Here is a 21,052-nt window from a genome sequence, read left to right on the forward strand (position 1 = left end):
TCCCGCGCCTTCCGGCCCGGGCAGCAGCCGGCCACCGCCGCCGCGCTCCGGATGCCAGCGTTCCGCGCAGCCGGGCGCCCGTAACTGCCGGCAGGCTGGCCGGCCCTCTGTATCTGGATATGCCCGGTAGTTCCGCCTTTTCCTTCCTGCGTACCCTCTGCAGCCTGCGCTGGCTCGCCATCGCGGGCCAGGCCGCCACCGTCCTCGTCGCCAGCAGCGTGCTGGGCCTGGATCTGCCGCTGGAACCGCTGTGGCTGGGCGTGGGCATGCTGATCGGCTTCAACGTCTACGCCAGCCTGCGCCTGCGCCATCCGCGCGACCTCTCCCACGCCACCGCCTTCGGCCACCTGTTCATCGACATGGCGGTGCTGGCCTGGATGGTGGGCTGGAGCGGCGGCATCAGCAATCCGTTCGGCACGATGTTCCTGATCCTGACCGCCCTGGCCGCGCTGGCGCTGCCGCGCAACTGGGCGCTGGCCGCGGCGCTGGCCGGCGTGCTGGGCTATGGCGCCGCCGCCATCTTCGGGCAGCCCCTGCGTGGCGACGTCGACCCCCACACCCTGCTGCTATGGGGTCTGGGCGCCAATTTCCTGATTTCGGTCGTGGTGGTGCTGGTGTTCTCGACCCGCCTGGCCGCCGACATGCGCGCCCGCGAGCGCGAACTGGCCCGCCTGCGCGAACGCTTCACCCGCAACGAAGGCATCGTCGCCCTGGCCACCCACGCCGCCGCGATGGCGCACGAGCTGAACACGCCGCTCGCCACGATGACGCTGCTGACCGACGAGATCGCCGCCGAGGTCCAGGACGACGAAGACCTGCGGGAAGACGTCACCACCCTCAGCCAGCTTCTGGCCCTGTGCCGGGAACGCATCCGCAATCTGGCGGTCCCAACCGCCGTGGATCTGGTTCGCGTCGTGGGGCAATGGCGTTTGATCCGGCCGACCATCGACCTGCAACGCTCGGGCACGCTGCCCACCAGCCTGCGCGTCGATCCCGCCATCGCCCACCTCTTGCAGGCGTTGCTGAACAACGCCGCGGACGCGGGGGAATCCGCCGACGCGCCCCGCGTGGACCTGCATCTGGAATACGGTTACGGCGCCCTGCGCGGCGAAGTCCGGGACTACGGACGGGGTTTCGATCCCGATCATGCCGTGCTGCCGGCGACCAGCCTGTTCAACAGCGGCAAGCCGGGAGGACTGGGCGTGGGCCTGGCCCTGTCGCACGCCACCGTGGAACAGATGGGCGGTGAAATGACCATGACCGCGGCCGAAGGCGGCGGCACCCGCATCCGCTTTTATTTGCCTCTCGGCAACCCCGGGACCTGAATGTGATGAATGCAAACGATCTTGGCCTGCTGATCGACGACGACGAACTCTACGTGCGCACCCTGCAGCGCAGCCTGTCGCGCCGCGGCCTGGAAACCCGAACCGCCACCGGCATCGCCGAGGCGCTACGCGTGGCCGAGGAAATCCGTCCGGCCTTTGCCCTGGTCGACCTGCGCCTGGGTGAGGACTCCGGCCTGACCCTGATCCGCCCGCTGCGCGCGCTGCGCGAAGACATGCGCATCCTGCTGGTCACCGGCTACGCCAGCGTGGCCACCGCCGTGGAAGCCATCAAGCGCGGCGCCGACGACTATCTGCCCAAGCCGGCCACGGCGCCCATGATCCTGCGCACGCTGGGTCTGGTGAAGCCAGAAACGGTTACGATCGAAACGACCATGACGCCGTTGCACCGCCTAGAATGGGAGCACATTCACCAGGCTCTGCACGAGACCGGCGGCAATGTTTCCGCCGCGGCGCGCCTCCTCGGCATGCACCGGCGCTCGCTGCAACGCAAGCTGGCGAAAAAACCGGGGCCGGAACGCGAGGTGCTTCCGGAATGAGTTGTGCGGGGCGACACATCTTTACAACACCCCCATGTGCACGTGCGACATATCGTCGCACCCCCTCCCTCCCCTCGGGGCTTCTGCTCCCCTAGGAAAACCCTGAATCCGCCGCCATTGGGCCGGATTTCTCCCAGGCAATGCGACCTTTCGTCGCAGGCTTGACCCAGATCAAACCGATAGGATGGACGTTGCTGCCTAGCAGCATTCCAGTCTGCTGCTTTGCAGCATTTCCCACCTTCCATCCAAGGCTGTACGTGAAACACCCCCTCCTTGCGACCCTTACGCGCATATTTGGCGTCGGCGCGGTCATGCTGCTTGGCGGCTGCAACATGGAAATCCTCTCCCCCAAGGGAGATATCGGCATCCAGGAAAAGACGTTGCTGCTGACGGCGACCGGGCTCATGCTCATCGTCGTGATCCCGGTCCTCATCATGATCGTGGCGTTTGCCTGGAAGTACCGCGCTTCCAACACCAAAGCTGACTACCAGCCCAAGTGGGCCCACTCCACGGCAATCGAAGCCGTCGTCTGGACCGTCCCTTGTATCATCGTGGCGATTCTTGCCGTGATCACCTGGCGCTCCACGCACGCGCTGGATCCCTACAAGCCGCTCGTGTCCGAACACAAGCCGGTGACCATCGAGGTGGTTTCACTGGATTGGAAGTGGCTCTTCATCTACCCCGAGTACGACATCGCCACGGTCAACGAGATCGCGTTCCCCGTGGACGTTCCGGTCAACTTCCGGATCACGTCGGCTTCGGTCATGAACTCGTTCTTCATTCCCCAGCTCGGCAGCCAGATCTATTCGATGGCCGGCATGGAGACCAAGCTGCACCTGAACGCGCGCGAAATCGGCACCTACGCCGGCATTTCGGCCAACTACAGCGGCGGCGGTTTCTCGGGCATGCGCTTCAAGGCGCACGCCATGTCGCAGGAAGGGTTCGACAACTGGATCAAGGAAGCGAAGGCTGCTCCCACCGCCCTGACCCCCGAGGTCTATGCGGAACTGACCAAGCGCAGCGAGCGCAACCCGGTCGTGAAGTATTCGTCGGCGCCGCCCGCCATGTTTGATTTCATTCTGGGCAGCACGATGACCAAGATGGCCGGCGTGGACTCCGCCACGTGCACCTCCACGTCGAATAATCTGATCGCAGGAATCAACTAACAATGCTCGGGAAACTTACCCTCGAGGCCATTCCGTACCATGACCCCATCGTCATGGTTACGCTGGCCGCCGTGTGCCTGGGAGGCCTAGCGGTCTTCGGCGCCATCACCTACTTCAAGAAGTGGAAGTACCTCTGGACGGAGTGGCTCACCACCGTCGACCACAAGCGCATCGGCGTGATGTACATCATCGTTGCGCTGATCATGCTGCTGCGCGGCTTTGCCGACGCCATCATGATGCGCACGCAGCTTGCCGTCGCGTCCGCGGACTCGGCCGGCTTCCTGCCGCCGCACCACTACGACCAGATCTTCACCGCCCACGGCGTCATCATGATTTTCTTCATGGCGATGCCCTTCATCACCGGGCTGATGAACATCGTCGTGCCGCTGCAGATCGGCGCCCGCGACGTGGCGTACCCGTTCCTGAACTCGCTGAGCTTCTGGCTGTTCGCCGCCGGCGTCGTGCTGATGATGCTGTCGCTGTTCGTGGGCGAATTCGCCGCGACCGGCTGGCTCGCGTATCCGCCGTTGTCCGGGCTGGACTACAGTCCAAGCGTGGGGGTGGATTACTACCTCTGGGCACTGCAGATATCAGGGCTGGGGACAACACTTAGCGGCATCAACTTCATCGTCACCATCCTGCGCATGCGTGCGCCTGGCATGACCCTGATGAAGATGCCGATCTTCACGTGGACCTCGCTGGTCACCAACGTCCTGATCGTCGCCGCCTTCCCCGTGCTGGCCGCGACCCTGGCGCTGCTGACGATGGACCGCTACCTGGGCACGCACTTCTTCACGAACGACGGTGGCGGCAACGTCATGATGTACGTGAACCTGATCTGGATCTGGGGCCACCCCGAGGTCTACATCCTGGTGCTGCCGGCCTTCGGCGTGTATTCGGAAATCGTTGCCACGTTCGCCCGCAAAACCCTGTTCGGCTACAAGTCCATGGTTTACGCCACGGCCGCCATCGGCGTGCTGTCGTTCCTGGTCTGGCTGCACCACTTCTTCACCATGGGTGCGGGGGCCAACGTCAATGCCTTCTTCGGCATAGCGACAATGATCATCTCGATCCCGACCGGGGCCAAGATCTTCAACTGGCTGTTCACCATCTACCGCGGCCGCCTGCGCATCACGACGCCGGTGCTGTGGACGCTGGGCTTCATGATCGTGTTCGTCATCGGCGGCATGACCGGCGTGATGCTGGCCATCCCCGGCGTGTCGTTCATCCTGCACAACAGCCTGTTCCTGATCGCGCACTTCCACAACACCATCATCGGTGGCGTGGTGTTCGGCTGCATCGCCGGCATGGTCTATTGGTTCCCGAAGGCGTTCGGCTTCACGCTGAACGAGCGTCTGGGCCGCTACTCGTTCTACTGCTGGTTCGTCGGCTTCTTCCTGGCCTTCATGCCCCTGTACGTCCTGGGCTTCAAGGGCATGACGCGTCGCCTGAACCACTACGACAACCCCGAATGGCAGCCGTACCTGCTGGTCGCGCTGGCTGGCGCCGCGCTGATCATGCTGGGCATTTTCTTCCTGCTGCAGCAAGTGTTCGTCTCGGTGCGTCAGCGCAAGCAGAACCAGGACGTCACCGGCGATCCGTGGGATGGCCGCACGCTGGAATGGTCGATCTCGTCGCCCGCGCCTTTCTACAACTTCGCCCACGTTCCTCACGTCGATGAACTGGACCAGTTCTGGGAAGACAAGCAAAGCGGCAAGGCGTACAAGCGCCCGGCCAAGTACGAAGACATCCACATGCCGAAGAACACCGCCGCTGGTGTCTGGATTGGCGCCTTTGGCCTGGTCATGTGCTTTGCGCTGATCTGGCACATCTGGTGGCTGTCGATCGTCGGTTTCGTGGGCATGATCGGTTCGTTCATCGTTCGCGCCTATGACCGCGACGTCGACTACTGGGTCCCGGCCGCGGAAGTCGAACGCATCGAAAACGCTCACTTTGACAAAATGCAGAAGGCCGCCTGAGCCATGATTCAAGCCGTAGCCACTCACCCCCACGCGGGTCACGACGATCACGCGCATCACGACGATGGATCCAAGACCGTTTTCGGTTTCTGGGTCTATCTGATGAGCGACTTGCTGATCTTTTCGGTGCTGTTTGCCACGTTCGCGGTGTTGTCCAACGCCACCGCGGGCGGTCCGTCCGGCAAGGAACTGTTCGACCTGAACTTCGTCCTGGTCGAAACGCTGTTGCTCCTGGTGTCCAGCTTCACCTTCGGCATGGCCAACCTGAACGTGCACGCCAACAACAAGAGCCGTGCCATGGGCTGGTTGATGGTCACGTTCCTGTTCGGCGCGGGCTTCATCGCGATGGAAATCTATGAATTCCATCACCTGATCAGCATCGGCGCCGGTCCGGGCCGCAGCGCCTACCTGTCCGCGTTCTTCACGCTGATCGGTACGCACGGCCTGCACGTGACCTTTGGCCTGATCTGGATCATCGTCATGCTCGACATGATCCGCCGTCATGGCCTGGACTCGATCAACAAGCGTCGTCTGGCGTGCCTGAGCCTGTTCTGGCACTTCCTGGACATCGTCTGGATCTGCGTCTTCACCTTTGTCTACCTTCTGGGAGCCCTCTGATGTCGCACTCCGCTGCGGCCGCACACGGCCACGACGATCACGCCGCCGATCACGGCAGCCTGAAGTCCTACATCATCGGTTTCGTGCTCTCGCTGCTGCTCACCTTCGGCTCGTTCGGCCTGGTGATGCACGGCGCGCTGTCCCACACCGCCACGATCATCGGCGTGGTGGCGCTGTGCATTCTCCAGCTGCTGGTTCAGCTGGTGTACTTCCTGCACATGGGCGCATCGAAGTCGTCCCGCGACAACCTGGCCACGTTTGTCTTCACCGTGCTGATCATCTTCATCATCGTCGGTGGTTCGGCCTGGGTGCTGTACAACATGAACGTCAACATGGGCCACGCCATGTAATGACCGCTTGCCGTTCAGGCATGCAAAAACGGGCGCCTTCGGGCGCCTGTTTTTTTTTGGGGTGGGATTGCGCGGAAGGCGCTGGGGCGTCGCGGGCAGGCAGCTGGCCACAGCCGCTGCGCAGCGCGCGCCGGATCAGCGCGGCGGCTCAGCGCGGCGGATCAGCGCGGCGGATCAGCATGGCGATTCAGCGCGGCGGCGCCGGCAGGTCCACCTCGGCGCGCCGTGCCAGCTCGGTTGCCGTCACGCCCTCGAAGGGCTGCACGCGCGACGTCTGGTTCAGATCGCATCCAGCCGGGCCAGCGGTTGCATCGAGCACCTGCTTGACCGCACGTCCGCCCATCGGGCTGACCGGGCCGTTGTTGCCGAGCTGCCAGGCCAGCACGTCCGCCACCGCCATGCCGCAACGGGCCGGCGTCTTTGGCGCGCCGCCGTGTTCGAGCAGCAACTGAACCTTGTTGTCCATGCCCAGGTTCAGCATGGTCACCAGCGGCAGCGCGTCCGCCGCCGCGACGCCCTCAATCCGCATGTCGGAATCGCTCCGGTCGGTCGGGTCCGCACCCGCCTTCAGCCAAGCCTCGTACAAATCGTCGGGCAGCCACGGCAGGCTGAGCGGCGCGATCCGGTTGCGCAGCGGTCCCGCCGTGTCGGCCGGCGCCGCCAGCGGCACCCCTGCGGCCACCAACCGGTCCGCGACGGCGCGCAGCCGCGCGCGCTGGCCGTCCCACGCCGCGCTGTTGCCGTCAGCCGCCGCGCGTTGCTCCACCTGATTCCACATCGACAGCAGACTGGACAACGGCTCCGTCGAAAGCGGCGCTTGCGGCGGGCGAGCAGCCTGCACCAACTGATCGATGAGGCCAGGCTGCAGGTAGCGGACGGCCAGCGACAGGCCTTCATTCATCCCGTTACGGTCCGGCGCGTCCTTGCTGGCGCCGTAGCCGCCCACCGCGGGATCGGCGCCATGGGCCAGCACGTATGTCACGCGCTCGGGCACGGCATAGGTTGCCGACGGGGTGAGGTCGCCGCCCGGCGATTCCCGCAGGGCCTCGAGCAAGGGCGTTTCCCACATGGGACTGTTGCCGTAATACATGCGGGTGTAGGCGGCATTGATGTCCGCCCCCCGCGCCAGCAGTTTCTCGGCAAACCAGAAATTCTTTGGCGTTTGCAGCGCGGCATGCAGCAGCGAGCGCCCGTTCTTTTCGCGCGCGTTCGGATTGGCGCCCTTCTCCAGCAGGTAGACCAGGTTTTCCTTGCTGTCGCTGTAGTACGAAATCCGGCGCATCAGCAGCGGCGTGCCGTTCGAGTCCAGCGCATCCACCGGCGCGCCCGCGGCGATCAGGATGTCGGCCAGCGCGTAGCGCTCTGCGGCCGGGCGGGTGTCCTTGGCGTCCGGCAACGCGCTGGCGACCAGCGAGAACCCGTTGTCGGGGCCGTCCGCCTTGGCGCCCGCGTCCAGCAGCACGCGCACCATCTCAAGCTGCTTGCGCGACACGGCCACCGACAGTGCGGACCTGCCGTATTCGTTCACGCCGTTCGGATCCTGTCCGCCCGCCAGCTGGGCGCGCACCGCGTCCAGATCGTTCGCCTGGATCGCCTGGAAGATCGCCAGGCGCGGACGGCAGACCTGCGCATCCAGTGCCGAGGCCTCCAGCGCCGCGCCGATGCGGGACGCGATGTTGGCCGGAATGGCTTCCTTGGCGGCAAGGCGCTTTGAGCAATACAGCCGGTAGTCCTCGCGCGCCAGCGCTTCGTAATAGGCCCGCTCCTCGCGCGATTTCTCGCGCTGTTTCCAGCGGGCGTCGGCGCGGTTAAGGTAAGCGGCGGTGCGCGACGGATCGCGCCGCAGCACGTCGGTCAGGATGCGTTCCGCCTGCGCCGTGTCGCCCGACTCGGCCAGCCAGAAGCCGTAGTCGTTCAAGGCGGTCAGCATCTCGGCGTCCTTGCCGTCCGGATCGATCTCGCGATAATCCTGCGCCATGACGAAGCGGCGCAGGTCGGCCAGCGCACGGTTGAACTCGGCGGTCTTGGCGCGCGGAATGGCGCGCGCCACCTGATGCAACGTGCGGAACGTGGCCGTCACGTCCGGCGCCGTCTGGTGTTCGAAACGCACCTGCGCGGGAAAGGGGTCCAGCCGCGTGGGATAGTCGCGCAGCGCCGCCTGCAATGTTGCCAGGGCCTGCGCGCGGCGCGCCTCGTCCCACGGGCGGCTGCTGGTGACCACCGCTAGCTGCGAGTCGGCGTTGACCGACGCGGCCTCGCCTTTGTCGTCCACCAGAAAACCCGTGGCCTTGCCGGCGCCGGCGCCGCGATCGGCATAACCGACCCAGTAGAAGGCCTCGCCCGCGCGCGGGGACCGGACCGCCACGTTGTCCTCGCGCGACGCCTTCCAGCCTTCGGGATCGATCACCAGCGGCTGCGAGCGGAAATCCAGCTTGAAGGTCTTGGCCCCCTCGCGCACGTACCGGTACAGGTACAGCCGGTTTTCCATCTGACCCACAAGGACGGCGTCCTTGACGTTCTCGGTGCCCCACACCCGGCGCTCGGGCTCGCGCAGCGGATAACGGGAAAGCCGGATCGAATCAATGACAGCGCCGACGTCAAAGGCCAGGGCCGGCGGCGGCGATGCGGCCATGCCGGCCAGCGCCAGCGCGACAGCGCCGAACAGACGGGTGACAGCGGGACGGAAACGGCGCGGCATGTTTGGGGTGTTATGCAATGGAAAGGACGCCGATCATACCTGTCCCCGCTAATTACCCTCGGGTATGTCCCAACGGGGATTCACCCGCATATGGCAGAAGCGCGCCGATTTTTCGTTATATATTCGCCCCTACACTGTTTAGTTAACAGCTTAATAAAACCGTTACCGCATTAAGAATCATGATGGACGCCGTGCCCGTGCCGCCCTCTCTTCCCGACACCAGCATCACCGATCGGGCCCAGCGGTTTGCGCATGCCTTGCTGCGATATGCACCGCCCGTTCATCCCGACGCCGGCTTTTTCGCCGCCGTCATCGGCACCAGCATTGCCCACCAGGACCTCGCGCGTAGTGGTCTGTCGCCGGCCGAACTGCACGACCTGCTGGACTATCTGTTCCCGGGCGCGCTGACCGGCTTCGACACATCCCTGTCCCCGCTGCGCGAGCAATATGCCGCCTACGTCGGGATGGGCGTGAGCGATCCTCAGCCCGGTTTCACGCTGTTGATGCGCGTCCTGCTCGACGCCTACCGCGCGCCCGGCCCCGACACCACCCCATGGGTCAGCAGCGTTCTGGCGCACGCCTGCCTGCGGCCAGACCACCTGTGGCGCGATCTGGGTTTGTCGGGTCGCGAAGACGTCACCGTGCTGCTTGCGCGTCACTATCCGGGCCTGGTGAGCCGTAACGTGAACAATCTGCGCTGGAAGAAATTCCTGGCGCATTCGGCGTGCGAACACGCCGACCTGCCCGCCGCGGCCGCGCCGGGATGCAGCGATTGCGAGGACAGCGCGTACTGCTACCCCGCCGCGGCGTAAGGCGCGGGCGGGGCCACGACAGCCCCACGCACCTCGCGCGTCAGAACCGGTAAGTCGCCCCCACGCCCACGCCCGCATTCCGTCCGGGCGCCGGTTCGTAATAGCGCCCGTTGCCTTCGTTGACGATGACCGAACCTGCGTAGTCGCGGTCGAACAGGTTGTCGACGCGGGCGTAGGCGTTCAGCTCCCACGGGCCGGCGCGCTTGATGTAGCCGACGCTGGCGGCCGCGACAAAATAGGCGGGCGCGTCGCCATTGTTGGCGTCGTTGACGTAGATCTTGCTCAGGTAGCGGCCTTCCACTCCGGCCTGCCAGCCTTCGGGCGGCGCCCAGGCCAGCGAGGCATAGGCCGCCTGGCGCGCGATGCCGGGGATCTTGTTGCCCGCGCGGATATCGCCGCTGCCGTCGTCGGCATAGCGTGCGTTGAGCAGCGTGTACGCGAGCTGCGTGCGCCAATGGCGCGCAAATTCCCCGGACCAGCTCAGTTCCAGGCCATCGCGGCGCGTGCGGCCGGCATTCTGGTAGCTGGTGCGCCCGCCCAGGCTGCCCGCAGACACGATCTCGTCGTCCGTGCGGGTGCTGAACACCGCGGCCGTCAGCAGGCCGCCGGCCATGCGCGCCTTGACGCCGGCTTCGACGTTGGTGCTGACCGATGGCATCAAGCCGAAGTTCAGCCCCGGGTCGCCGCCGGGCCGGTACGAGATCTCGTTCAGCGTGGGCGTTTCAAAACCCCGGCCGTACGAGGTGTAGACGCTGACGTCGTCGTTGACGGCGTAGCGCAGCGCGGCCACGGGCAACGCCTTGCGGTAGCGCGCGCCGCCGCTGTCGTCGGTATTGCCGGCGGTGATGTAGTGGTCGTCGGAGTCGAAGCGGACCGTGCTGTAGCGCAGGCCTGCGTCCAGCGTCCAGCGGTCGGCAAAATTCCAGGAGGCCTGCGCATAGGGGTCGGCGTTGTAGACGCGATTGGTTTCATCGCGGCGCAACGCGCCTTTCACGCCCAACTGGCGGCTTGCGCCCGAACCGACGAAGTTCTCGTAGCCCTTGCGGTCTTCCTGCATGGTGTCGTACGAGAAGCCGCCGATCACGGTCAGCGCGCGGCCCGCCAGCGTCAGTTCCGAGGTCCAGCGCACGTCCGCGCCGCCGTATTGGCGCTTCAGATCAATGACGCCGCCGGCTTGCGTGGGCGGCGTCTGCACGGCGGGCGGGATCGACTGATATTGCGTGGTATCGCGCTGGCCGTAATACACCATCACGCGCAGCGCGTTGCGGCCGTCGATCTGGTGGTCGAAGACCAGCCCGCCCTGCGTCTGCTTGACCGTCTTGCGGGTGTTGTACTGCTCGGCCACCGGCGCGCTGCGCGGGTCGTCCTGGAACTGCTGGTAGGTCAGGCCCAGCGGATCCTGCGCCTTCAGGTCGACGCTATTGACGACGAGGGTCAGGCGGCTGTCGTCGTTCAGTTGCAGGCCCAGCTTGGCGTTGCCCAGATTCTTGCGCGCGGCGCTGTGATCGCGATAGCCATCGGTGGTGAAACGCGACAGGTCCAGCACGTAATCCAGCTGACCCGCGCCCGTGCCCGTGACGCCGCTGGCCTGCGCGCCGTAGCGCCATGTGCCGTAGCTGCCGCCCCAGCCGCTGGCGGTGATCTCGGGCGGATTGGCGCCGTCCTGCGTGAACACCTGGATGACGCCCCCGGAGGAATTGCCGTACAGCGCCGAGAACGGCCCGCGCAGCACCTCGACGCGGTCGATGGAGCCGATGTCGATATTGGAGGTCTGCCCCTGGCCATCGGGCATCGTTGCGGGAATGCCGTCGACATACAGCCGCACGCCGCGCACACCGAACGTGGACCGCGCACCGAAGCCGCGGCTGGAAATCTGCAGGTCCTGCGCGTAGTTCTGGCGGTTCTGGATCTGCAGGCCGGGCACGCCAGCCAGCCCTTCGGACAGGTTGATGCCGGGCTGCTGCCAGCGCATGGCGCTGCCCTGCACGACATCGACGGAGGCCGGCGTGTCCAGCACCGCGGTGCCGAGCCGGGTGCCGGTCACCACCACCGGGGCCAGCGTCTGGGCTTGCGCCAGCGCGGTCGCAGCCGGTGCAAGCGCCAGTATCGTGCTTGCCGTCCACCACCACGTGCCGCTGTCCCGCCATTGCCGCTGTACCAAACTTCTCTCCTGTGATCGGGCGGGAATGGGTTCTAATACCCGCCATGGAAAATACGCAAGACATCGAACGCCGGCTGATGGACCTGGAGGTCAAAGCCAGCTTCTCGGATGATCTTCTGGAGCAGTTGAACCAGATCATCGTCCGCCAACAACAGCAGATCGACCGGCTCATGCGCGAGGTCGCCGACCTGCGCCAGCAGGCGCCTGAGGGGGCAGCCCCCTTCCGCAGCCTGCGCGACGAACTGCCGCCGCACTACTGATCGCTAATAGTGATAGCGCAGCAGCCTGGTCATACTACCCAAGGGCTCGACCCGGCGCATCAGCCATAACGCCGCCTGCGCCGGCAGCGAATATCGTGCCCGCTGCGCGGGGTCGTCGGTTTCGTACCCGCCGCGCACCGTGCGCAGCCGCAAGGCCGGCACCTGCGCCTCCAGATCCTGCGGACGCCCCAGGCTCCATCGCGTGACGGCGCCCGTGGATTGGATCATGCGGTTGTGCGCCACCCAGGCCAGGCCCAGGCGGTTGTAGGCATCGAAGACCACCTCGCCGGACGGAAACTGCGCCGTGACCGTGCGCAGCAACGTCAGCAGCGCGTCCTCGGGCAGATCAGGCGCGAAAAATCGTAGTCGATGTGGGCGACGGCATCGGCGGCGTGATGGTCCTGCAGCACGGAATTGGGTAGCTGGCTTTCTCGGGCCTTGGCGTACAGCGTGATGAGAAGCGTGGCCTTTTCCCGGGTGAGGTCGATTTTTTCCATGCACAAGTCCAGTCGATCCGCCCCGCCTCGGTATTCCAACAATGGTGATTTAGCCTACTTAGAGGCGAAATCTTTCCACTGATGGAATTATCTTTTACCGATATCCGGGTTTATCCGCATTCTAGATCGGCGCAAGATTCACCCCATCGGGAAACAGCAACGAACCACGACGGAAAGGCCGCCGGATTCGCTCCCAGGCTCTAGAAATCGGAGGTTTACCATGAAGACCCTTGCTACCGCTTTGATGTTCTCGCTGGCTGCACTGAGCGCCGGCGCCTACGCCTCGCCCAACATCGAACCCAACAACGTGCCCTTCCAGGGCGTCTACGGCACCCCGTACGAAGGCCCCACCCGCGCTCAGGTGAAGGCCGAACTGGCTGCCGCCAAGGCCGCCGCCAAGGCTGCCGGCATCAACACCAACGCCGAACCGAACAACACGCCGTTCCAAGGTGTGTATGGCACGCCGCACACCGGCAAGACCCGCGCCGAGGTACAGGCCGAACTGGCCGCCGCCAAGGCCGCCGGCCAAGTGTCGAACGTGGAACCGAATGACATGCCGTTTGCCGGCGTGTATCGCGGCAACTGAAACGGCAACTGATCCGGCTCTCCCGCAGCGCAACGATTTACCCTCCCCTTGTTGTAGCTTGGCCGCCCGTTGGGCGGCCTTTTTTTGGCGTACTATCGGCTCAGATTCACGGTGCAGACTCGCTTACCGCCTTACTGGCTGTTCACATCAGGGAGCCCATCTTGAAATATCCCCGCGTTCTTGCCGCAGTGCTTCTGTCCAGCGTCATGGCGTCGGCGGCGGTCGCCGCCCCGGCCGTCATGCTCAACGACGCCCTCATCACACAGATATTGCCGGCCGACCGCGCCTCGTTTCACGAGGCCGTGGCACAGGCGCTGAACAGCTCGGCCGACGGCCAGAGCACCGAATGGACCAGCACGCACCAGCGCAAGAAGGCGGCGCCAATCACGGTGCAGTTGACGCCCAAGCAAACCACCAAAGCCGGCAATGACCGCGTCTGCCGCTTCCTGGTCGGCAATTTCTCGCGGACCACCACGACCGAAACCTGGCAGTTCTGGTTCTGCAAGCAACCGGACGGCACCTGGAAGGCCAGCGCAAACTAGGCCTGGCCGCTCACCTGCAGAAAAAAATGCGCGCCGGCTCCATGAGGAGTGGCGCGCATTGTCTTGGCCGCGCGAATCACGCGGCGGGCTCAATGGCGATCAGGCGCCTTCGACGCGGTTGGCGTCGAGCACCGTCATGGCCGTCATGTTGATGATGCGGCGCACGGTGGAGCTGTTGGTCAGGATGTGCACGGGGGCATTGGCGCCGAGCAGGAACGGACCCACCGCGACGTTGCCGCCCGCTGCCGTCTTGAGCAGGTTGTAGGCGATGTTGCCGGAGTCCACATTCGGGCACACCAGCAGGTTGGCTTCACCCTTGAGCGTGGACGACGGCAGGATGCGCATGCGCAGGGCCTCGTCCAGCGCGCAATCGCCGTGCATTTCGCCGTCGATTTCCAGTTCCGGATCCATCTGCCGCACCAGTTCCAGCGCGCGGCGCATCTTCTCGCCCGAGGCCGAGCTGCCCGAGCCGAAGTTGCTGCGCGACAGCAGCGCGACCTTGGGCGCCAGATTCATGCGCGCCATTTCCTGCGCGGCCATGATGGTGAATTCGGCGATCTGCTCGGCGGTGGGCTCGTCGTTCACGTGCGTGTCCACCAGCACCACCGTGCGCTCGTCGAGCAGCAGGATGTTCATGGCGGCGTAGACGTTGTGGCCCGGACGGCGGCCGATGACCTCGTCCACGAATCGCAGGTGGTCGTGGTACGCGCCGACCGTGCCGCAGACCATGCCATCGGCATCGCCCAGATGCACCATCATTGCGCCGATCAGCGTCAGGCGGCGGCGCATTTCCACGCGCGCCATCTCCTTGGTGATGCCGCGGCGGCTCATCAGCTCCCAATACGTCGTCCAGTATTGGTGGAAACGCTCGTCGTATTCGGGGTTGGTGACTTCGACGTCTTCGCCCAGGCGCAGGCGCAGGCCGAATTTTTCGATGCGCGACAGCAGCACGGCGGGACGGCCCACCAGGATCGGACGGGCCAGGCCTTCGTCGACGATGACCTGAACCGCGCGCAGCACGCGTTCGTCTTCGCCCTCGGTGAAGACAATGCGCGCCTTGCCGCCGGAGCGCACGATGCGCTTGGCCGCCGAGAACAGCGGCTTCATGAACGCACCGGAGTGATACACGAACTGCTGCAGCTGTTCTTCGTAGGCTTCCAGATCGGCCAGCGGACGCGTGGCGACGCCGCCTTCCATCGCGGCCTTGGCCACGGCCGGCGCGATGCGCACGATCAGGCGCGGATCGAAGGGCTTGGGGATCAGGTATTCGGGACCGAACGAGATGTCGTAGGTGCCGTAGGCGGCGGCCACGACTTCGTTCTGTTCTTCTTCGGCCAGGTCGGCGATGGCATGCACCGCGGCCATTTCCATTTCGCGCGTGATGGTCGTGGCGCCCACGTCCAGCGCGCCGCGGAAGATGTACGGGAAGCAGAGTACGTTGTTGACCTGGTTCGGGTAATCCGAACGGCCCGTGGCCATCACCACGTCGTCGCGCACGCCGTGCGCCACTTCCGGCAGGATTTCCGGCGTGGGGTTGGCCAGCGCCAGGATCAGCGGACGCGAACCCATGGCGGCGACCATTTCGGGCTTCAGCACGCCGCCCGCCGACAGGCCCAGGAACACGTCGGCGTCCTGGATCACCTCGGCCAGCTTGCGGGCGTCGGTCTTTTGCGCAAAGCGCGCCTTGTCCGGATCCATCAGCGTGGTGCGGCCCTCAAAAACCACGCCCTCGATGTCGGTGACCCAGATGTTTTCCAGCGGCAGGCCCAGGTCCACCATCAGGTCCAGGCACGCCAGCGCCGCAGCGCCCGCGCCCGACGTGACCACCTTGACCTGCTTGATGTCCTTGCCCACGACCTTCAGGCCGTTGATGAAGGCGGCCGACACGGTAATGGCGGTGCCGTGCTGGTCATCGTGAAAGACCGGGATCTTCATGCGTTCGCGAAGCTTGCGCTCGACGGTGAAGCACTCGGGGGCCTTGATGTCTTCCAGGTTGATGCCGCCGAAGGTGGCTTCCAGGCCGGCGATGATCTCGACCAGCTTGTCGGGGTCGGTTTCGTTGATTTCGATGTCAAAGACATCCAGGCCGGCGAACTTCTTGAACAGCACCGCCTTGCCTTCCATGACCGGCTTGGACGCGAGCGCGCCGATGTTGCCCAGGCCCAGCACCGCGGTGCCGTTGGAGATCACGCCCACCAGGTTGCCGCGGGCGGTGTAGCGGTACACGTTGGACGGGTCGGCCACGATTTCCTCGCAAGCCGCCGCCACGCCGGGCGAGTACGCCAACGCCAGGTCGCGCTGGTTGACGAGCGGCTTGGACGCCACGACGGAGATCTTTCCCGGGGTGGGGAACTCGTGATAGTCCAGGGCTGCCTGGCGGTCGGAGGGGTTGTTCATGGGCTGTGGCCTCGCTGTCTTGAATGTGCAAAATTCTAGGGTGGAAGACATAAGGTGTTCATTCGGATTTAATATCGTCCCATCACACTTTCCTAATGCCTTGTCTATGACAGCCTTTGATCCGGATGCCGTTTTCCGGAAATTGACCTCGCGCCTGAAGATGCGCCACCTGATGCTGCTGCTCCAGATCGAGCAGCACGGGTCACTGACCCGGGTGGCCGAACACATGGCGACCAGCCAACCCGCCGTGACCAATGCGCTGGCCGAACTGGAAAGCATGTTTGGCGTGCCCCTCTTCGACCGCTCGGTGCGGGGCATGACGCCCACGCCCATGGGCGCCGTGGTGCTGGCGCGTGCCCGCGGGCTGGTCCATGACCTGGGCCATCTGGTGCAGGAAATGGAAACCGTGGCGGCCGGGCACGCCGCCCACCTGCACATCGGGGTCATTCCGTTCGTGTCGGGCCAGATGCTGTCGGCGGCCATCGGCCGCACGCTGCCGCAGGGCCGTCAGCTCACCGCCACCATCCACGAGGGTCAGGGGCCGGCGCTATTGCGCCAATTGCGCGACCACACGTTGGACGTGGTCGTCGGCTGGGCCACGCCCTCGGTGGACCTGAGCAACATCGGTTTCGAGGTGCTGTACCACCAGCAGCCGCGCCTGATCGCCAGCCGCCGGCTGGCCGCCCGGCTGGGTCGGTCGCGCCTGGAATGGAACCGGCTGGCCGATCTGGACTGGATCCTGGGCACGCCGGGCAGCCCGATCCGCGAGCAGGTGGCCGACATCTTCTTGCGCGCCGGCCTGGCGCCCCCGCCGCCGTCCGTGCAAAGCGACTCGTCCAAGCTGATCGGCGAGATGATCGTGGCCAGCGACCGCGCCGTCACGATCCTGCCGGCCGACATCGCCGACGAACTGGTCCGCATCGCGGGTGCGGCCATCGTGCCGTATTCGTTTGACTGGACGCTTCCGCCGATCTCGCTGTTCACGCGGTCCGACGGATTGCGGCGCAACGTCGAGGCGCTGTTTGCGGCGGCGTTGCGCGAGGTCTATCTGAAGGGCGCGCGGCCGATGTGACGCCTCGGGCCGGCAGCCCGTCGTATCATGGACGCCGGACTGACCTGTGCGGCCCCCGACTTCCGGCCCGGTCACGTGGCCGGTCCCTCCGGGAGGCCGTACGTCATGACGCAGGCGAACACGCAGGTTCCGCAAGCTCCTCGCCCCTGGCACCAACTCTCCGTCGACGAGACGTTGGGCATCCAGGTGACCAGCGCCGCCGGCCTTTCGCAAGACCAGATCCGGCGCAGGCAAGAGACCCACGGCCTGAACGCACTGCCCCCGCCTGCCCGCCGCAGCGCCTGGCTGCGATTTCTGGGCCACTTCAATGACGTGCTGATCTACATCCTGCTGGGTGCGGCGGTGGTGACATCGCTGATGGGCCATTGGCTCGATACCGGCGTCATCCTGGCCGTGGCGGTCATCAACGCCGTCATTGGTTACGTGCAGGAAAGCCGCGCCGAACGTTCGCTGGACGGCATCCGCAACATGCTGTCGAACCATGCCCGCGTGGTGCGCGACGGGCAGAAGGAAGAGATCGACGCCCGCGACCTGGTGCCGGGCGACATCGTGATCCTGCGACCCGGCGACAAGATCCCGGCGGACGTGCGGCTCTTTGACACGCACAACTTCCGCGTCGAGGAATCGATGCTGACCGGCGAATCCACCGTCGTCGAAAAGCACGATGCGCCCCTGCCGGGTGACGCGCCGCTGGGCGACCGCCTGAACCTGGGGTTCTCGGGCACCCACGTCAGTGCGGGCAATGCGCGCGGCATCGTCGTGGCCACCGGCAGCGACACCGAGATCGGCCACATCAACCGCATGATGACGGACGTGCAGACGCTGCAGACGCCGCTGCTGCGGCAGATGGAGCTGTTGGGCAAGCGCATCTTCCAGGTAGTGCTGGTGATGGTGGTGGTGCTGTTCGTGCTGGGCCGTTACGTGCTCGACATGCCGCTGTCCGACCTGCTGATGTCGCTGATCAGCATCGCGGTCGCCTCCGTGCCGGAAGGCCTGCCTGCCATCATCTCCATCATCCTGTCGCTGGGCGTGCAGCGCATGGCGCGCAACCGCGCCATCATCCGCAAGCTGCCCACCGTCGAAACGCTGGGCGCGATGACGGTGATCTGCTCGGATAAGACGGGCACCCTGACCATGAACGAGATGACCGCCAAGAACGTGCTGCTGGCGCAGGGCGTGTATCGCGTGTCGGGCGACAACTACCGGCCCGTTGGCGAGATCACCCGTGAATCCGACGGGACGCCGGTGGACTGGCAGCGCGAGGACGCGCTGACGCGCTTCGTGCGTGCGGCCGCCATCTGCAACGACAGCCAGCTCCACGAAGATGCCGATGGGCAGTGGCGCATCGTGGGCGGTCCCACGGAAGGCGCGATGATGGTGCTGGCAACCAAGGCCGGCCAGAGCCTGGAGGGCGTGGCCAAGCACGGCAAGGTGCCGTTCGATTCCAGCTACAAGTACATGGCGCGCCGCTGCGACGACCATGGTCAGAACATCATCTACGTCACCGGCGCGCCCGACGTGCTGTTCAAGCTGTGCGCGCAGGAACAGGGCGAAGCCGGGCCGCAGCCGCTGCGGCTGGACTACTGGGAGCGCGGCCTGGAGGCCTTTGCGCACCAGGGCCTGCGGACATTGGCAGCGGCGTACAAGCCCGGCACGGCGGACGCCACAGTGCTGGATCATCCGGACTTTCAGGACGGGCTGGTGTTGCTGGGCGTGGCCGGCATCATGGACCCGCCCCGTCCCGAAGCCATCGAAGCCATCGCGCAGTGCAACCAGGCAGGGATCCGCGTGAAGATGATCACGGGCGATCACCCCGAAACCGCGCTGGCGATCGGCGCCATGCTGGGCATGACGCATGTGCGCGAGGCGGTGACCGGCGCCCAGTTGCAGCAGATTGGCGACGAAGAACTTGCCGCGCTGGCGCGCGACCACGACATCTTTGCGCGCACCAGCCCCGAGCACAAGCTGCGCCTGGTGCGCGCGCTGCAAAGCATGGGCGAAGTGGTCGGCATGACGGGCGATGGCGTCAACGACGCGCCCGCGCTCAAGCAGGCGGACGTGGGCGTGGCCATGGGCATCAAGGGCACCGAGGTCACCAAAGAGGCCGCCGACATGGTGCTGGCGGACGACAACTTCGCCTCCATCGCCTATGCCGTGCGCGAAGGGCGCCGCGTCTACGACAACCTGAAGAAGACGATCCTGTTCATCCTGCCGACCAACCTGGCGCAGGGACTGCTGGTCATCGTGGCGCTGCTGGCCGGCGCACAGGCGCCGCTGACGCCGCTGCAGATCCTGTGGATGAACATGGCGACCTCCATCACGCTGGCCTTCGGCCTGGCGTTTGAACCGGCCGAACCGGGCATGATGCAGCGCCGGCCGCGCGATCCCGCGAAATCGATCCTGGACGGCTTCGCCCTCTGGCGCATCGCGTTCGTGGGGCTGCTCTTCACCACGTCCGCCTTCATCATCGAAAAGAGCCTGATTGCCGCCGGGCGCGATCCGGACTTCATCCGCACCGTCATCCTGCAGACGCTGGTGACGGCGCAATGGACCTATCTGTTCAACTGCCGCCTGCAGGACCGGTGGCCGATCACGCCCAGCATGTTCCGCAACAAGGCGCTGTGGCTGGTCACGATCCTGCTGGGCCTGCTGCAATGCGCATTGATCTATCTGCCCGCGATGAACCGCGTGTTCGGCACCGTCCCGCTGCCGCCGGAATACTGGACCCTGACGCTGGTGGCCGCCGCGGCGCTCTTTTGCGTGGTGGAGATCGAGAAGCTGGTGCTGCGGACATGGCGCGCGCGGCGCGCCCGGCTCGAGCTGGCGCATCGCCCCGCAGCATGACGTGACGACCGCGGCGTGATGGCGCGCCCCGGTTGTCCGCCGCGCCTCGCGCACAAAAATGCCAACAAATGTAAAGGCCGCGGCCGCGCGGCTGCGCGCCCTCCTATACTTGCGCCCGCCAAGATTCACAGGAGGGCCCGCAGCTTGTTCACCATCTCGCCAACCTTTGCGAGCGGCCGCGCGCTTTGCCTGCTGGGACTCGCCGCGCTGACCGCGCTTTCAGGCTGCAGTTCGATGCTCGGGGAAGGCACGGGCGCCGCGGCCGGTATCGCCGGCACGGCCATCGCCAACAAGGTGACCGACAACGCCACGGTAGCCACGGGCATCGGCCTGGGCGTGCAGGCCGGCGCGAAGGCCGCGCTGGCCTATGCGCAGCGCCAGACACGCGGCGAAGAGCAGGACGCCATCGCCAAGGCGGCCGGCGCGCTTGCGGTGGGCAAGGTCGCCAGCTGGAACGTCGAGCATAAGTTGCCGATCGAGGACGACGCGCGCGGCCAGGTCACCGTCAGCCGGCTGATCGGCGGTGGCGATTTGCAATGCAAGGAAGTGGTGTTCTCGGTGGACACGCCTGCCGGCAAACCCGGCGCTGATCCGGAACGCGAGTTCTACGTCACGACCGTCTGCCGCGACGGCGAAAACTGGCGCTGGGCCAGCGCCGAACCGGCGACCGCCCGCTGGGGCTCGCTGCAGTGACGCGGGCGATCGGCATGCTGGCGCTGGCCGCCAGCCTGGCGCTCGCGGGCTGCCAGAGTTCCTCCATCGGTCCCGCCACGGGCGCGGTGGTCGGCACGCTGAGCGGCGCGGCCACGGCCAATCCCGTTGCCGGCTTTGCCATTGGCGTGACGGTGCAGGCCGCGGTGGACGCCACCGTGAAGTACGTGTTGCGCGAATGGAAGAACGACCAGCAGAACGTCATGGCCAATACGGTGGGCGGGCTGCCCATCGGTGAAGTCCGGCAGTGGCAGATCAAACGCACCCTGGCGGTGGGCAACGAACGCGGCAGCATCCAGGCGGTGCGCGACATCGAGACGCCGCTGGCGCACTGCCGCGAGGTGCTGTTTACGGTGGAAGTGGAAGGCGCCGCGCCTGCCTACGCCAGCACGATCTGCCAGCGCCGGGACGGGCAATGGAAATGGGCCTCGGCCGAACCCTCCGTGGCGCGCTGGACCGGCCTGCAATAGCGACGCT

Annotated in this window: 19 protein-coding genes; 14 read left to right on the forward strand and 5 right to left on the reverse strand. The window is 65.7% G+C overall.

All coding sequences use genetic code 11. The annotated features are described in order from the left end of the window. Nucleotides 1–119: 119 nt before the first annotated feature. The 6 genes from MHZ91_RS06045 to cyoD all read left to right on the forward strand — a co-directional run bounded on the left by MHZ91_RS06045 (nucleotide 120) and on the right by cyoD (nucleotide 5,995). The gene (locus tag MHZ91_RS06045; protein WP_175124446.1) at nucleotides 120–1,325 is read left to right on the forward strand and encodes an ATP-binding protein; all 1,206 of its coding nucleotides are present in this window, start codon (nucleotides 120–122) and stop codon (nucleotides 1,323–1,325) included. A 5-nt stretch (nucleotides 1,326–1,330) separates the two neighbouring features. After that, nucleotides 1,331–1,882: a response regulator transcription factor gene (locus tag MHZ91_RS06050; protein ID WP_056558235.1), complete on the forward strand. Its 552-nt coding sequence runs from the start codon at nucleotides 1,331–1,333 to the stop codon at nucleotides 1,880–1,882. Nucleotides 1,883–2,139: 257 nt separating this feature from the next. Next, on the forward strand, nucleotides 2,140–3,048 hold the full coding sequence (cyoA, locus tag MHZ91_RS06055) for a ubiquinol oxidase subunit II (RefSeq protein ID WP_175124445.1): 909 nt from the start codon (nucleotides 2,140–2,142) through the stop codon (nucleotides 3,046–3,048). Between the two features lie 2 nt (nucleotides 3,049–3,050). Beyond that, nucleotides 3,051–5,027 carry a cytochrome o ubiquinol oxidase subunit I gene (cyoB, locus tag MHZ91_RS06060; RefSeq protein WP_175124444.1) on the forward strand — a complete coding sequence of 659 codons (1,977 nt, stop codon included), beginning with the start codon at nucleotides 3,051–3,053 and terminating at the stop codon, nucleotides 5,025–5,027. Nucleotides 5,028–5,030: 3 nt separating this feature from the next. Next, nucleotides 5,031–5,645 carry a cytochrome o ubiquinol oxidase subunit III gene (cyoC, locus tag MHZ91_RS06065; protein ID WP_056326361.1) on the forward strand — a complete coding sequence of 205 codons (615 nt, stop codon included), beginning with the start codon at nucleotides 5,031–5,033 and terminating at the stop codon, nucleotides 5,643–5,645. Further along, complete coding sequence (gene cyoD / locus MHZ91_RS06070; protein ID WP_175124443.1) at nucleotides 5,645–5,995, forward strand: cytochrome o ubiquinol oxidase subunit IV; 351 nt, start codon at nucleotides 5,645–5,647, stop codon at nucleotides 5,993–5,995. The genes cyoC and cyoD overlap by 1 nt, the downstream gene beginning before the upstream one ends. A 187-nt stretch (nucleotides 5,996–6,182) precedes the next feature. Here the strand turns inward: cyoD and MHZ91_RS06075 are convergent, their stop codons facing one another. Then, nucleotides 6,183–8,693, reverse strand: a complete 2,511-nt coding sequence (locus MHZ91_RS06075; RefSeq protein ID WP_239212924.1) for an ankyrin repeat domain-containing protein — start codon at nucleotides 8,691–8,693, stop codon at nucleotides 6,183–6,185. 179 nt (nucleotides 8,694–8,872) lie between these two features. Here MHZ91_RS06075 and MHZ91_RS06080 point away from each other — a divergent pair, with 179 nt between their 5' ends. After that, the gene (locus MHZ91_RS06080) at nucleotides 8,873–9,505 is read left to right on the forward strand and encodes a nitrogen fixation protein NifQ (RefSeq protein ID WP_370647785.1); all 633 of its coding nucleotides are present in this window, start codon (nucleotides 8,873–8,875) and stop codon (nucleotides 9,503–9,505) included. Between the two features lie 40 nt (nucleotides 9,506–9,545). On the opposite strand, the gene MHZ91_RS06085 is transcribed toward MHZ91_RS06080, so the two are convergent. Then, nucleotides 9,546–11,612 (reverse strand): TonB-dependent receptor, encoded by a 2,067-nt coding sequence (locus tag MHZ91_RS06085; RefSeq protein WP_239213012.1) that lies wholly within the window; start codon nucleotides 11,610–11,612, stop codon nucleotides 9,546–9,548. Between the two features lie 98 nt (nucleotides 11,613–11,710). Here MHZ91_RS06085 and MHZ91_RS06090 point away from each other — a divergent pair, with 98 nt between their 5' ends. Continuing rightward, the gene (locus MHZ91_RS06090; protein ID WP_056558252.1) at nucleotides 11,711–11,926 is read left to right on the forward strand and encodes a SlyX family protein; all 216 of its coding nucleotides are present in this window, start codon (nucleotides 11,711–11,713) and stop codon (nucleotides 11,924–11,926) included. Between the two features lie 3 nt (nucleotides 11,927–11,929). Here the strand turns inward: MHZ91_RS06090 and MHZ91_RS06095 are convergent, their stop codons facing one another. After that, nucleotides 11,930–12,247 carry a hypothetical protein gene (locus MHZ91_RS06095; RefSeq protein WP_239212925.1) on the reverse strand — a complete coding sequence of 106 codons (318 nt, stop codon included), beginning with the start codon at nucleotides 12,245–12,247 and terminating at the stop codon, nucleotides 11,930–11,932. Nucleotides 12,248–12,249: 2 nt separating this feature from the next. Then, on the reverse strand, nucleotides 12,250–12,423 hold the full coding sequence (locus tag MHZ91_RS06100) for a hypothetical protein (protein WP_239212926.1): 174 nt from the start codon (nucleotides 12,421–12,423) through the stop codon (nucleotides 12,250–12,252). Nucleotides 12,424–12,643: 220 nt separating this feature from the next. Here MHZ91_RS06100 and MHZ91_RS06105 point away from each other — a divergent pair, with 220 nt between their 5' ends. Together MHZ91_RS06105 and MHZ91_RS06110 are read left to right on the forward strand one after the other, a co-directional pair. Beyond that, a complete protein-coding gene (locus MHZ91_RS06105; protein WP_218343057.1) occupies nucleotides 12,644–13,009 on the forward strand; it encodes a DUF4148 domain-containing protein in 366 nt (121 codons plus the stop codon). Between the two features lie 161 nt (nucleotides 13,010–13,170). Next, nucleotides 13,171–13,551 carry a hypothetical protein gene (locus tag MHZ91_RS06110; RefSeq protein WP_175137704.1) on the forward strand — a complete coding sequence of 127 codons (381 nt, stop codon included), beginning with the start codon at nucleotides 13,171–13,173 and terminating at the stop codon, nucleotides 13,549–13,551. A 99-nt stretch (nucleotides 13,552–13,650) separates the two neighbouring features. Here MHZ91_RS06110 and MHZ91_RS06115 read toward each other — a convergent pair whose 3' ends face one another. Then, the gene (locus tag MHZ91_RS06115; RefSeq protein ID WP_239212928.1) at nucleotides 13,651–15,948 is read right to left on the reverse strand and encodes an NADP-dependent malic enzyme; all 2,298 of its coding nucleotides are present in this window, start codon (nucleotides 15,946–15,948) and stop codon (nucleotides 13,651–13,653) included. A 106-nt stretch (nucleotides 15,949–16,054) separates the two neighbouring features. Here MHZ91_RS06115 and MHZ91_RS06120 point away from each other — a divergent pair, with 106 nt between their 5' ends. The 4 genes from MHZ91_RS06120 to MHZ91_RS06135 all read left to right on the forward strand — a co-directional run bounded on the left by MHZ91_RS06120 (nucleotide 16,055) and on the right by MHZ91_RS06135 (nucleotide 21,045). After that, nucleotides 16,055–17,020, forward strand: a complete 966-nt coding sequence (locus tag MHZ91_RS06120; RefSeq protein WP_175124438.1) for a LysR substrate-binding domain-containing protein — start codon at nucleotides 16,055–16,057, stop codon at nucleotides 17,018–17,020. A gap of 105 nt (nucleotides 17,021–17,125) precedes the next feature. After that, a complete protein-coding gene (locus tag MHZ91_RS06125) occupies nucleotides 17,126–19,864 on the forward strand; it encodes a cation-transporting P-type ATPase (RefSeq protein WP_239212930.1) in 2,739 nt (912 codons plus the stop codon). A gap of 144 nt (nucleotides 19,865–20,008) precedes the next feature. Then, the gene (locus tag MHZ91_RS06130) at nucleotides 20,009–20,557 is read left to right on the forward strand and encodes a hypothetical protein (protein ID WP_175184449.1); all 549 of its coding nucleotides are present in this window, start codon (nucleotides 20,009–20,011) and stop codon (nucleotides 20,555–20,557) included. Then, a complete protein-coding gene (locus MHZ91_RS06135; RefSeq protein WP_239212932.1) occupies nucleotides 20,554–21,045 on the forward strand; it encodes a hypothetical protein in 492 nt (163 codons plus the stop codon). The genes MHZ91_RS06130 and MHZ91_RS06135 overlap by 4 nt, the downstream gene beginning before the upstream one ends. Nucleotides 21,046–21,052 lie beyond the last annotated feature (7 nt).

The sequence above is a fragment of the Achromobacter sp. ACRQX genome, assembly GCF_022346505.1.
GTDB classification, from domain to species: Bacteria; Pseudomonadota; Gammaproteobacteria; order Burkholderiales; family Burkholderiaceae_B; genus Achromobacter; species Achromobacter animicus.

Bases quoted from the DNA above. Each gene is read 5' to 3' on its own strand.
- MHZ91_RS06045 (WP_175124446.1), top strand. From the start codon at position 120: ATGCCCGGTAGTTCCGCCTTTTCCTTCCTGCGTACCCTCTGCAGCCTG.
- MHZ91_RS06075 (WP_239212924.1), bottom strand. From the start codon at position 8,693: ATGCCGCGCCGTTTCCGTCCCGCTGTCACCCGTCTGTTCGGCGCTGTC.
- MHZ91_RS06050 (WP_056558235.1), top strand. From the start codon at position 1,331: ATGAATGCAAACGATCTTGGCCTGCTGATCGACGACGACGAACTCTAC.
- MHZ91_RS06115 (WP_239212928.1), bottom strand. From the start codon at position 15,948: ATGAACAACCCCTCCGACCGCCAGGCAGCCCTGGACTATCACGAGTTC.
- MHZ91_RS06100 (WP_239212926.1), bottom strand. From the start codon at position 12,423: ATGGAAAAAATCGACCTCACCCGGGAAAAGGCCACGCTTCTCATCACG.
- cyoC (WP_056326361.1), top strand. From the start codon at position 5,031: ATGATTCAAGCCGTAGCCACTCACCCCCACGCGGGTCACGACGATCAC.
- MHZ91_RS06120 (WP_175124438.1), top strand. From the start codon at position 16,055: ATGACAGCCTTTGATCCGGATGCCGTTTTCCGGAAATTGACCTCGCGC.
- MHZ91_RS06125 (WP_239212930.1), top strand. From the start codon at position 17,126: ATGACGCAGGCGAACACGCAGGTTCCGCAAGCTCCTCGCCCCTGGCAC.
- MHZ91_RS06105 (WP_218343057.1), top strand. From the start codon at position 12,644: ATGAAGACCCTTGCTACCGCTTTGATGTTCTCGCTGGCTGCACTGAGC.
- cyoD (WP_175124443.1), top strand. From the start codon at position 5,645: ATGTCGCACTCCGCTGCGGCCGCACACGGCCACGACGATCACGCCGCC.
- MHZ91_RS06090 (WP_056558252.1), top strand. From the start codon at position 11,711: ATGGAAAATACGCAAGACATCGAACGCCGGCTGATGGACCTGGAGGTC.
- cyoB (WP_175124444.1), top strand. From the start codon at position 3,051: ATGCTCGGGAAACTTACCCTCGAGGCCATTCCGTACCATGACCCCATC.
- MHZ91_RS06080 (WP_370647785.1), top strand. From the start codon at position 8,873: ATGATGGACGCCGTGCCCGTGCCGCCCTCTCTTCCCGACACCAGCATC.